The sequence below is a fragment of the Streptomyces avidinii genome, from assembly GCF_014650695.1.
GTDB classification, from domain to species: domain Bacteria; phylum Actinomycetota; class Actinomycetes; order Streptomycetales; family Streptomycetaceae; genus Streptomyces; species Streptomyces avidinii.
In genome coordinates this window covers 100,838-112,983 of the sequence record NZ_BMVL01000012.1, presented here as the reverse complement: position 1 = coordinate 112,983, position 12,146 = coordinate 100,838, and the positions used below count along the sequence as shown (strand labels likewise).

General features: G+C 70.5%; 11 protein-coding genes. 10 read left to right on the top strand and 1 reads right to left on the bottom strand.

Translation table 11 applies throughout. The features are described 5' to 3' along the window. Window positions 1–81: 81 nt before the first annotated feature. The 4 genes from IE257_RS27845 (at window position 82) to nusB (ending at window position 3,153) form a co-directional block, all read left to right on the top strand. Window positions 82–888 carry an AAA family ATPase gene (locus IE257_RS27845; protein ID WP_189972740.1) on the top strand — a complete coding sequence of 269 codons (807 nt, stop codon included), beginning with the start codon at window positions 82–84 and terminating at the stop codon, window positions 886–888. Window positions 889–982: 94 nt separating this feature from the next. Further along, window positions 983–2,089: an aminopeptidase P family protein gene (locus IE257_RS27840; RefSeq protein WP_189972642.1), complete on the top strand. Its 1,107-nt coding sequence runs from the start codon at window positions 983–985 to the stop codon at window positions 2,087–2,089. A gap of 59 nt (window positions 2,090–2,148) precedes the next feature. Beyond that, a complete protein-coding gene (efp, locus tag IE257_RS27835; RefSeq protein ID WP_189972641.1) occupies window positions 2,149–2,715 on the top strand; it encodes an elongation factor P in 567 nt (188 codons plus the stop codon). Between the two features lie 3 nt (window positions 2,716–2,718). Next, on the top strand, window positions 2,719–3,153 hold the full coding sequence (gene nusB, locus IE257_RS27830) for a transcription antitermination factor NusB (RefSeq protein WP_189972640.1): 435 nt from the start codon (window positions 2,719–2,721) through the stop codon (window positions 3,151–3,153). 169 nt (window positions 3,154–3,322) lie between these two features. Here nusB and bldD read toward each other — a convergent pair whose 3' ends face one another. Next, window positions 3,323–3,823: a transcriptional regulator BldD gene (gene bldD, locus IE257_RS27825; protein ID WP_030008755.1), complete on the bottom strand. Its 501-nt coding sequence runs from the start codon at window positions 3,821–3,823 to the stop codon at window positions 3,323–3,325. A 287-nt stretch (window positions 3,824–4,110) separates the two neighbouring features. Here bldD and pyrR point away from each other — a divergent pair, with 287 nt between their 5' ends. From pyrR to carB, 6 genes are all read left to right on the top strand, one after another. Then, complete coding sequence (gene pyrR / locus IE257_RS27820; protein ID WP_189972639.1) at window positions 4,111–4,686, top strand: bifunctional pyr operon transcriptional regulator/uracil phosphoribosyltransferase PyrR; 576 nt, start codon at window positions 4,111–4,113, stop codon at window positions 4,684–4,686. 107 nt (window positions 4,687–4,793) lie between these two features. Further along, entirely contained in the window at window positions 4,794–5,786 is a 993-nt protein-coding gene (locus IE257_RS27815) for an aspartate carbamoyltransferase catalytic subunit (RefSeq protein ID WP_189972638.1), read from the top strand. Between the two features lie 2 nt (window positions 5,787–5,788). Then, window positions 5,789–7,075, top strand: a complete 1,287-nt coding sequence (locus tag IE257_RS27810; RefSeq protein ID WP_189972637.1) for a dihydroorotase — start codon at window positions 5,789–5,791, stop codon at window positions 7,073–7,075. After that, window positions 7,072–7,662, top strand: coding sequence for a PH-like domain-containing protein (locus IE257_RS27805; protein ID WP_189972636.1), 591 nt, complete (start codon window positions 7,072–7,074; stop codon window positions 7,660–7,662). The genes IE257_RS27810 and IE257_RS27805 overlap by 4 nt, the downstream gene beginning before the upstream one ends. Then, entirely contained in the window at window positions 7,659–8,822 is a 1,164-nt protein-coding gene (gene carA, locus IE257_RS27800; protein WP_189972635.1) for a glutamine-hydrolyzing carbamoyl-phosphate synthase small subunit, read from the top strand. Before IE257_RS27805 ends, carA begins: the two co-directional genes overlap by 4 nt. Next, the gene (gene carB / locus IE257_RS27795; protein ID WP_189972634.1) at window positions 8,815–12,123 is read left to right on the top strand and encodes a carbamoyl-phosphate synthase large subunit; all 3,309 of its coding nucleotides are present in this window, start codon (window positions 8,815–8,817) and stop codon (window positions 12,121–12,123) included. The genes carA and carB overlap by 8 nt, the downstream gene beginning before the upstream one ends. Window positions 12,124–12,146 lie beyond the last annotated feature (23 nt).

Below are 12,146 nucleotides of genomic sequence, written 5' to 3'. Positions count from 1 at the left end.
AAGGTGCTGGTGGACGGCCGGGCCCCGGCAGTCATATAACGTTCTCGCATCAGTCGCTTGAACGAGACGGAGTGGCAGCGGATGCAGCACGGAGTGGGGGGCGGGGGCGCGGGCGCCGGCTGGGGGCAGCCGGGAGCGCACCCGTCGGCGCCCCCGCAGCCGCCGATACCCCCGGCGCAGGGCTGGCCGGGGTCGCCCCCGCCGCAGTCTCCGCACCAGCCGCCCCACCAGCCCCATCAGCAGCAGTCGTCGTATCCGGCGCAGCCGGTGCCCGCCGTGCCGGAGCCCACCGGGCACATTCCGCTGCCGCCCGCCGTGGCGGGTACCGGCGGGGCCGTCCTCGCCGTGCTGCTGATCGGCCCCGCCGGCGCCGGGAAGACCACCGTCGCCCGGCACTGGGCCAGCACCCGGCCGGTGGCGACCGCCCACGTGAGCCTGGACGACGTCCGCGAGTGGGTCTGCTCCGGCTTCGCGGATCCGCAGGCGGGCTGGAACGAGCACTCCGAGGCCCAGTACCGGCTCGCCCGCCGCACCTGCGGCTTCGCGGCCCGCAACTACCTGGCGAACGGCATCTCCTGCATTCTGGACGACGCGGTCTTCCCGGACCGGCCCGTCGTCGGGCTGGGCGGCTGGAAGCGGCACGTGGGCCCCACTCTGCTGCCCGTGGTGCTCCTGCCCGGCCTGGAGATCGTCCTGGAGCGCAACGCGGCCCGCTCCGGCAACCGCCGGCTCTCCGACGAGGAGGTCGCGCGGATCCACGGCCGGATGGCCGGCTGGTACGGCTCCGGCCTGCCGATCATCGACAACTCCCACCTCGACGTGGAGGGCACCGCCCGCGCCCTCGACGAGGCACTGGCCCGCGCCCTGGCGGCGCCCGGCAGCTGGTAGGCGCTGAACCGCCGGACGCCCCGCCGGACACCCCGGGGCCCGTCCGGACGCGCTCGCCGGGCCGGATCCCGCGGGCGCTCGTACGCTCGAAGACATGTCAGACGTGTACGCCGCCCGCCGGAGCCTGCTTCGCGACCGATGCGCCGCCGCGGGGAACGCCGCCGCACTGATCACGCGTCCGGCGAACGTCCGCTACCTCTCCGGGGCGTCCCCGCTCGGCGCGGTGCTGCTCGTCGGCCCCGCCGAGGACATGCTCTTCTGCGCCGGTGCGCCCACCGGCGAGGCCGACGAGGGCCGCCTCGACGAACGCCTGGACGTCTCCGTGCTGGGCAGCCCCGGCGGTGACCCGGCCGTCGCCGCGGCCGACCTGGCCGCCTCCCTGCGGGCCGAGTCGCTCGCCGTGGAGGAACACCACCTCACCGTCGGCCGGCACCGGGCCCTGCGCTCCGTGGCGCCCAAGCTGCGCCTCGCGGACCTCGGCACCGCCGTGGAGCAGCAGCGCCTCGTCAAGGACGAGGAGGAGATCGCCTGCCTGCGGATCGCCGCGGAGATCGCCGATCAGGCCCTCGGCGAGCTGCTGGAGTCCATCCTGGTGGGGCGTACGGAACGGCACCTCGCTCTGGAGCTGGAGCGCAGACTCGTCGATCACGGGGCGGACGGCCCCGCCTTCCCCACCTCCGTCGGCACCGGCCCGCACTCGGGCCGCTCCCGGCACCGGCCCTCCGACCGCAGGGTGGAGGAGGGCGACTTCCTCACGGTCTGCCTGGGCGCCAACTACCGTGGCTACCGGTGCGAGATCGGGCGGACCTTCGTGATCGGCACCAGCCCGGCCGACTGGCAGATCGAGCTGTACGACCTCGTCTTCACCGCCCAGCGGGCCGGGCGCGAGGCCCTGCTGCCGGGGGCCGCGTACCGGGACGTGGACCATGCCGCACGCTCCGTCCTGGACTCGGCAGGGCACTCGGAAGCCCTGGCTCCGTCGACCGGACACGGCGTGGGCCTCGAAATCGACGAGGACCCGCAGCTTGCACCTACGGCAATGGGTAAACTGGACGCTTGCGTGCCGGTCACCGTCGAACCGGGGGTTCACCTCCCGGGCCGGGGAGGTGTCCGGATCGATGACACGCTCGTCGTACGCCCCGAGGCGGACGGCGGTCCCGAGCTACTCACCATTACGACCAAGGAGCTGCTCGCGCTCTAGTCGGCTCTGCCGGTCCGTGCGCGCACCCGTGGTCTTCCAGTGCAGGAGATTCCGCAACCGTGGCTTCCACGAACGACCTCAAGAACGGCATGGTGCTGAAGCTCGACGGGGGCCAGCTCTGGTCCGTCGTCGAGTTCCAGCACGTCAAGCCCGGCAAGGGCCCGGCCTTCGTGCGTACCAAGCTGAAGAGCGTGATGTCCGGCAAGGTCGTCGACAAGACGTTCAACGCCGGCACCAAGGTCGAGACGGCCACCATCGACCGCCGTGACATGCAGTTCTCTTACATGGACGGCGAGTACTTCGTCTTCATGGACATGAGCACCTTCGACCAGCTGATGGTCGACAAGAAGGCTGTCGGCGACGCCGCCAACTTCCTGATCGAGGGCTTCACCGCCTCCGTCGCCCAGCACGAGGGCGAGGTGCTCTACGTCGAGCTCCCGGCCGCGGTCGAGCTCAAGATCGAGCACACCGACCCGGGCGTCCAGGGCGACCGCTCCACCGGTGGCACCAAGCCCGCCACGCTGGAGACGGGCTACGAGATCCAGGTCCCGCTCTTCGTCACCACCGGCGAGACGGTCAAGGTCGACACCCGCACCAGCGACTACCTCGGCCGGAAGAGCAACTAACCCGTGGCTGCTCGGAGCAATGCGCGCAAGCGCGCCTTCCAGATCCTTTTCGAGGCCGACCAGCGCGGGGTGCCCGTGCGCGAGGTGCTCGCGGACTGGATCCGCCACGCGCGATCGGACGACCGGCAGCCGCCGGTCAGCGCCTTCACGATGGATCTCGTCGAGGGTTACGCCGACAAGGTGGACCGCATCGACGACCTGATCATCACCTACGCCGTGGACTGGGAGCTCGACCGCATGCCGGTCGCCGACCGGAACATCCTGCGGCTCGGTGCCTACGAGCTGATCTGGGTGGACGAGACCCCGGACGCCGTGGCCATCGACGAGGCCGTCCAGCTGGCCAAGGAGTTCTCGACGGACGAGTCGCCCTCGTTCGTGAACGGCCTGCTGGCCCGCTTCAAGGACCTGAAGCCGAACCTGCGGCGCAGCGAGAGCTGACCGCACGGCCCAGCGCCGGCACCGCCCTCATACGGAAGGGCCCGCAACGACAGCGTTGCGGGCCCTTCCGTATGAGGGCGCGAGGGAACGAAAAAGCCGGTGGGTGCCCGACCCCCGCAAGGGTCCGGCACCCACCGGTAAACGTTTCTGCTGGTCTGGGGCCCGGAACTCAGAGTTCCTCGTGCGCCACCGCACGGCGCGCATCCGCGTCCAGCACGCCCCAGCTGATCAGCTGCTCGGTCAGCACCGAGGGGGACTGGTCGTAGATGACGGCCAGGGTGCGCAGGTCGTCCTGGCGGATCGACAGCACCTTGCCGTTGTAGTCGCCGCGCTGGCTCTGGATCGTCGCGGCGTAGCGCTGCAGCGGGCCGGCCTTCTCGGCGGGGACGCCCGCCAGGCGCTCCAGGTCGAGACGCAGCTTCGGCGGCGGCTCGGCCGCTCCGCCGGGAGTCGTGCCCGGCAGCAGTTCCTGAACCGGAACCCCGTAGAAGTCCGCCAGCTCGGCAAGACGCTGGACGGTCACGGCGCGGTCCCCGCGCTCGTACGAACCGACCACGACGGCCTTCCACCGGCCCTGGGACTTCTCCTCGACACCGTGGAGGGAAAGGCCCTGCTGGGTGCGGATGGCGCGGAGCTTGGCCCCGAGCTGTTTGGCGTATTCGCTGGACATAACGCTCCCGGACGCTGTGACGCTGTGACTGATGGACACTGCGACTACGTAACTACGTGCGGCTCCGCCGCGCGGCTGGTAACTCACTGTGAGGTTACGCAGCGTTACTTGGATGCGTCAAGCCGAATGGTCTTGGTCGCCCCCCGGGGGCTCACTCCCGGCAGCCGTGTGAGAGCCGTTCCGTACCGGCCCGGTCCGAGTCACCGGGCTCTCCCTGGTACCGTGTGAGACGTACATCAGACGTCCTTTAAGGTCCGTCCCGTGAGGCGGAGAAGGAGGTCCTTTTCATGGACACCCAGCAGCACACCGATTCCATGCGTCCCGTACTGGACGCGCAGGACATCGCGCGGGTCCTGACCCGCATCGCCCACGAGATCGTCGAACGCGCCAAGGGCGCCGACGACGTGGTGCTCCTCGGCATTCCGACCCGCGGTGTCTTCCTCGCCCGCCGGCTGGCCGCCAAGCTCGAAGAGATCACCGGTACGAAGATCCCGGTCGGCTCCCTCGACATCACCATGTACCGCGACGACCTGCGGATGAAGCCCGCCCGCGCGATCGGTCGCACCGAGATCCCCGGCGACGACCTCGACGGCCGCCTGGTCGTCCTCGTCGACGACGTGCTCTTCTCCGGCCGCACCATCCGTGCCGCCCTCGACGCCCTCGGCGACCTCGGCCGCCCCCGCGCCGTGCAGCTCGCGGTCCTCGTCGACCGAGGCCACCGGGAACTGCCGATCCGCGCCGACTACGTCGGCAAGAACCTCCCCACGTCGCTGCGGGAGACCGTCAAGGTCCAGCTCCAGGAGGAGGACGGCCGTGACGCCGTACTGCTCGGCCAGCGGACCACCCCGGAAGCAGGCCAGTAGACCGTCCGAGTGACGGGCCCCGACCGGGCCCGCGCCGCGGCCTGCCCTGCCCGCTCGCACCTCCGCCCGTCAGTCCGCCTGCCCTCCCGACCTACGGAGCCATCCAGATGAAGCGCCACCTCATCTCGGCCGCCGATCTCACGCGCGACGACGCCGTCCTGATCCTCGACACCGCCGAGGAGATGGCCCGCGTCGCGGACCGGCCGATCAAGAAGCTGCCCACCCTGCGCGGCCTCACCGTCGTCAACCTCTTCTTCGAGGACTCGACCCGCACCCGGATCTCCTTCGAGGCGGCCGCCAAGCGGCTCTCGGCCGATGTCATCAACTTCTCCGCCAAGGGTTCGTCCGTTTCCAAGGGCGAATCCCTGAAGGACACCGCGCTGACCCTGGAGGCCATGGGGGCCGACGCGGTCGTCATCCGCCACCACGCTTCCGGCGCCCCCTACCGGCTCGCGACCTCCGGCTGGATCGACTCCGCCGTCGTCAACGCCGGCGACGGCACCCACGAGCACCCCACCCAGGCCCTGCTGGACGCCTTCACCATGCGCCGCCGCCTGGTCGGCCGCGACGCGGGCCTCGGCAAGGACCTGAACGGCCGCCGGATCACCATCGTCGGCGACGTCCTGCACAGCCGCGTGGCCCGCTCCAACGTCCACCTGCTGCACACGCTCGGCGCCCAGGTCACCCTGGTGGCCCCGCCCACGCTCGTCCCGATCGGCGTCGAGACCTGGCCGTGCGAGGTCTCGTACAGCCTCGACGACGTGCTGCCGAAGTCAGATGCGGTGATGATGCTGCGTGTGCAGCGCGAACGCATGAACGCCGCCTTCTTCCCGACCGAGCGCGAGTACTCCCGCCGGTACGGGCTCGACGGCGACCGCATGGCGAAGATGCCCGAGCACGCCATCGTGATGCACCCCGGCCCGATGAACCGCGGCATGGAGATCACCGCCCAGGTCGCCGACTCCGACCGCTGCACCGCCGTCGAACAGGTCGCCAACGGCGTCTCCACCCGGATGGCCGTCCTGTACCTGCTGCTCGGCGGCTCCGAGCCCGCCGTCACCACCACCCCCGCAGCCACGCGTACCGAGGAGAGCAAGTAACCATGAGCAAGATCCTTATCCGTGGCGCGAAGGTACTCGGCGGCGAGGCGCAGGACGTCCTGATCGACGGCGAGACCATCGCCGAGGTCGGCCGGAACCTCTCCGCCGAGGGCGCGACCGTCATCGAGGCCGAGGGCCAGGTCCTCCTCCCCGGCCTTGTCGACCTGCACACCCACCTGCGCGAGCCCGGCCGCGAGGACTCCGAGACCGTGCTCACCGGCACCCGCGCCGCCGCCTCCGGCGGCTACACCGCGGTGTTCGCCATGGCGAACACCTTCCCGGTCGCCGACACCGCCGGCGTCGTCGAGCAGGTCTGGCGCCTGGGCAAGGAGTCCGGCTACTGCGACGTGCAGCCCATCGGCGCCGTCACGGTCGGCCTGGAGGGCAAGCAGCTCTCCGAGCTCGGCGCCATGCACGAGTCCGCCGCCCGCGTCACCGTCTTCTCCGACGACGGCAAGTGCGTGGACGACGCCGTGATCATGCGCCGCGCCCTGGAGTACGTGAAGGCCTTCGGCGGCGTCGTCGCCCAGCACGCCCAGGAGCCCCGCCTCACCGAGGGCGCCCAGATGAACGAGGGCATCGTCTCCGCCGAACTCGGTCTCGGCGGCTGGCCGGCCGTCGCCGAGGAGTCGATCATCGCCCGCGACGTCCTGCTCGCCGAGCACGTCGGCTCCCGCGTCCACATCTGCCACCTCTCCACCGCCGGCTCCGTCGAGATCGTCCGCTGGGCCAAGGCCCGCGGCATCGACGTCACCGCCGAGGTCACCCCGCACCACCTCCTCCTCACCGAGGAGCTCGTGCGCTCGTACAACGCGGTCTACAAGGTCAACCCGCCGCTGCGCACCGAGCGCGACGTGCTGGCCCTGCGCGAGGCGCTCGCCGACGGCACGATCGACATCGTTGCCACCGATCACGCCCCGCACCCGCACGAGGACAAGGACTGCGAGTGGGCCGCCGCCGCCATGGGCATGGTCGGCCTGGAGACCGCGCTCTCCGTCGTCCAGCAGACGATGGTGGAGACCGGACTGCTCGACTGGGCGGGCGTCGCCGAGCGGATGTCCTTCGCCCCGGCGCGCATCGGCAGCCTGGACAACCACGGCCGCCCCGTCTCGGCAGGTGAACCCGCGAACCTGACCTTGGTCGATACCTCGTACCGTGGTGTCGTGGACCCCGCACACTTCGCCTCCCGCAGCCGCAACACGCCTTACGAGGGCCGTGAGCTGCCGGGGCGCGTCACTCATACCTTCCTGCGGGGCCGGGCAACGGTCGTGGACGGGAAACTGGCGTGACACCTGCAGTAATCCAACTGGCCGCCGAGGCCGCCGAACGACAGTCGGCGGAGGTGACCAGCCTCGGCGCCCGCATCGCGTGGGTGATCGGCCTGGTCGTCTTCATCGCGTTCGTGTACTGGCTGATGCGGCAGGGCTGGAAATGGCGCGGCGCTCTGCAGAACGATCTGCCGGAGCTGCCCGCCGCACCCGACGGTCTCCCCGAGCACCGGCTGGCGCTGACCGGCCGGTACCACGGCTCCACCACCGCCGGACAGTGGCTCGACCGCATCGTCGCCCACGGTCTGGGGCTGCGCAGCCGGGTCGAGCTCACGCTCACCGACGCGGGCCTCGACGTGGTCCGACCGGGGGCCAACGACTTCTTCGTACCGGCCGCGCAGCTGCGCGGCGCCCGCCTCGACAAGGGAATCGCGGGCAAGGTACTCACCGAGGGCGGGCTGCTCATCGTCACCTGGGCGCACGGCGACAAGTTGATCGACTCCGGATTCCGCTCCGACCGCGCGGCCGAACACGCCGCCTGGGTCGAGAGCATCAGCACGCTGACCACACAGAACTCATCCATCACGACGGAAGGCGCCGAACGATGACGACCTCCACCAGGGGAGCAGCCAAAGCTCCCGCCGTACTCGTCCTGGAGGACGGTCGGATCTTCCGCGGCCGCGCCTACGGCGCTGTGGGGGAGACCTTCGGCGAGGCCGTGTTCTCCACCGGCATGACCGGCTACCAGGAGACCCTCACCGACCCGTCGTACCACCGGCAGGTCGTCGTGATGACCGCCCCGCACGTGGGCAACACCGGAGTCAACGACGAGGACCCCGAGTCCTCCCGTATCTGGGTGGCCGGCTACGTCGTACGCGACCCCGCCCGCGTCCCGTCCAACTGGCGCTCGCAGCGCTCGCTTGACGAGGAACTCGTCAAGCAGGGCGTCGTCGGGATCTCCGGCATCGACACCCGCGCCCTGACCCGCCACCTGCGCGAGCGCGGCGCCATGCGCGTCGGCATCTTCTCCGGCGAGGCCTGGGTCGGCATCCGCGACGAGGCCCTGCTGGCCAAGGTCAAGTCGCAGCCTCAGATGAAGGGCGCGAACCTCTCCGCCGAGGTCGCCACCAAGGAGGCGTACGTCGTCCCCGCGATCGGCGAGAAGCGCTTCACCGTCGTCGCCGTCGACCTCGGCATCAAGGGCATGACCCCGCACCGGATGGCCGAGCGCGGCATCGAGGTGCACGTGCTGCCCGCCACCGCCACCGTCGAGGACGTGTACGCGGTCGACCCCGACGGCGTGTTCTTCTCCAACGGCCCGGGCGACCCGGCCACCGCCGACCACGCGGTCTCCGTCATGCAGGGCGTGCTCGCCCGCAAGACCCCGCTCTTCGGCATCTGCTTCGGCAACCAGATCCTGGGCCGCGCGCTCGGCTTCGGCACCTACAAGCTGAAGTACGGCCACCGCGGCATCAACCAGCCGGTCCAGGACCGCACCACCGGCAAGGTCGAGATCACCGCGCACAACCACGGCTTCGCCGTCGACGCGCCCCTCGACAAGGTCTCCGAGACCGCCTACGGCCGCGCCGAGGTCTCCCACGTCTGCCTGAACGACAACGTCGTCGAAGGCCTCCAGCTGCTCGACCAGCCGGCCTTCAGCGTCCAGTACCACCCCGAGGCGGCTGCCGGCCCGCACGACGCCGCGTACCTCTTCGACCGCTTCACGTCTTTGATGGAAACCGCCCTGATGGAGGCCGAGCGTGCCTAAGCGCACCGATATCCAGTCCGTCCTGGTCATCGGCTCCGGCCCGATCGTCATCGGACAGGCCGCCGAGTTCGACTACTCCGGCACCCAGGCCTGCCGCATCCTCAAGGCCGAGGGCCTGCGGGTCATCCTGGTCAACTCCAACCCCGCGACGATCATGACCGACCCGGAGATCGCCGACGCCACGTACGTCGAGCCGATCACCCCCGAGTTCGTCGAGAAGATCATCGCGAAGGAGCGCCCCGACGCGCTGCTCCCGACCCTCGGCGGCCAGACCGCGCTCAACACCGCCATCTCCATGCACGAGCAGGGTGTGCTGGAGAAGTACGGCGTCGAGCTCATCGGCGCCAACGTCGAGGCCATCAACAAGGGCGAGGACCGCGAGCTCTTCAAGGGCGTCGTCGAGGCCGTCAAGGCCAAGATCGGATACGGCGAGTCCGCCCGCTCGGTCATCTGCCACTCGATGGACGACGTCATCAAGGGCGTCGACACCCTCGGCGGCTACCCCGTCGTCGTGCGCCCCTCCTTCACCATGGGCGGCGCCGGCTCCGGCTTCGCCCACGACGAGGAGGAGCTGCGCCGCATCGCCGGCCAGGGCCTGACGCTCTCCCCGACCACCGAGGTGCTCCTGGAGGAGTCCATCCTCGGCTGGAAGGAGTACGAGCTGGAGCTGATGCGCGACACCAAGGACAACGTGGTCGTCGTCTGCTCCATCGAGAACTTCGACCCGATGGGCGTCCACACCGGCGACTCGATCACCGTCGCCCCGGCGATGACGCTGACCGACCGCGAGTACCAGCGGCTGCGCGACATCGGCATCGCGATCATCCGCGAGGTCGGCGTCGACACCGGCGGCTGCAACATCCAGTTCGCGATCGACCCGGTCGACGGCCGCGTCATTGTCATCGAGATGAACCCGCGCGTCTCCCGCTCCTCGGCGCTCGCGTCGAAGGCCACCGGCTTCCCGATCGCCAAGATCGCCGCCAAGCTGGCCATCGGCTACACGCTCGACGAGGTCCCCAACGACATCACCGAGAAGACCCCGGCCTCCTTCGAGCCGTCCCTCGACTACGTCGTCGTCAAGGCCCCGCGCTTCGCCTTCGAGAAGTTCCCGCTGGCCGACGCCACCCTCACCACCACCATGAAGTCGGTCGGCGAGGCCATGGCCATCGGCCGCAACTTCACCGAGGCCCTCCAGAAGGCCCTGCGCTCCCTGGAGAAGAAGGGCTCGCAGTTCACCTTCGTCGGCCCCACCGGCGACAAGGACGAGCTGCTGCGCACCGCGGTCCGCCCGACCGACGGCCGCATCAACACCGTCATGCAGGCCATCCGCGCCGGCGCCACCCAGGAAGAGGTCTTCGAGTTCACGAAGATCGACCCCTGGTTCGTCGACCAGCTCTTCCTCATCAAGGAGATCGCGGACGAGCTCGCCGCCGCCGAGAAGCTCGACCCCGAGCTGCTCGCCGAGGCCAAGCGCCACGGCTTCTCCGACGCCCAGATCGCCGAGATCCGCGGTCTGCGCGAGGACGTCGTCCGCGAGGTCCGGCACGCCCTGGGCGTCCGCCCGGTCTACAAGACGGTCGACACCTGCGCCGCCGAGTTCGCCGCGAAGACCCCGTACTTCTACTCCTCGTACGACGAGGAGTCCGAGGTCGCGCCCCGCACCAAGCCCGCGGTGATCATCCTGGGCTCCGGCCCGAACCGCATCGGCCAGGGCATCGAGTTCGACTACTCCTGCGTCCACGCCTCCTTCGCCCTCAGCGACGCCGGCTACGAGACCGTGATGGTCAACTGCAACCCGGAGACCGTCTCCACCGACTACGACACCTCCGACCGCCTGTACTTCGAGCCGCTCACGCTCGAGGACGTGCTGGAGATCGTCCACGCCGAGTCGCTGGCCGGCCCCGTCGCCGGTGTCATCGTCCAGCTGGGCGGCCAGACCCCGCTGGGCCTCGCCCAGGCCCTCAAGGACAACGGCGTCCCCGTCGTCGGCACCTCCCCGGAGGCCATCCACGCCGCCGAGGACCGCGGCGCCTTCGGCCAGGTCCTGGCCGAGGCGGGCCTCCCGGCCCCCAAGCACGGCACCGCCACCACCTTCACGGGTGCGAAGGCCATCGCCGACGAGATCGGCTACCCGGTCCTGGTCCGCCCGTCCTACGTGCTCGGCGGCCGCGGCATGGAGATCGTCTACGACGAGGCCCGCCTCGAGTCGTACATCGCCGAGTCCACCGAGATCTCCCCGACCCGCCCCGTGCTGGTCGACCGCTTCCTCGACGACGCGATCGAGATCGACGTCGACGCCCTCTACGACGGCCACGAGCTCTACCTCGGCGGCGTCATGGAGCACATCGAGGAAGCCGGGATCCACTCCGGTGACTCCGCCTGCGCCCTGCCCCCGATCACCCTCGGCGGCTACGACATCAAGCGCCTGCGCGCCTCCACCGAGGCCATCGCCAAGGGCGTCGGCGTCCGCGGCCTGATCAACATCCAGTTCGCGATGGCGGGGGACATCCTCTACGTCCTGGAAGCCAACCCGCGCGCCTCCCGGACCGTCCCCTTCACCTCGAAGGCCACCGCCGTTCCGCTCGCGAAGGCCGCCGCCCGCATCTCGCTCGGCACCACCATCGCCGAGCTGCGCGTCGAGGGCCTGCTGCCGAAGACCGGCGACGGCGGCACCCTGCCGATCGACGCGCCGATCTCCGTCAAGGAGGCCGTCATGCCGTGGTCGCGCTTCCGCGACATCCACGGCCGCGGTGTGGACACCGTCCTCGGCCCCGAGATGCGCTCCACCGGCGAGGTCATGGGCATCGACGCCGTCTTCGGCACCGCCTACGCCAAGTCGCAGGCGGGCGCCTACGGCCCGCTGCCCACCAAGGGCCGCGCCTTCATCTCCGTCGCCAACCGCGACAAGCGCTCGATGATCTTCCCGGCGCGCGAGCTCGTCGCCCACGGCTTCGAGCTGATGGCCACCTCCGGCACCGCCGAGGTGCTGCGCCGCAACGGCATCAACGCCACCGTGGTGCGCAAGCTCAGCGAGGGCGAGGGCCCGAACGGCGAGAAGACCATCGTCCAGCTGATCCACGACGGCCAGGTCGACCTGATCGTCAACACCCCGTACGGCACCGGCGGCCGCCTCGACGGCTACGAGATCCGCACGGCGGCCGTCGCCCGCAGCGTCCCCTGCCTGACCACGGTCCAGGCGCTCGCCGCCGCCGTCCAGGGCATCGACGCGCTCAACCGCGGCGACGTGGGCGTCCGCTCCCTCCAGGAGCACGCGGAGCACCTGACCGCAGCCCGCGACTGACGCAGGCCGTAAGCCCGGACACG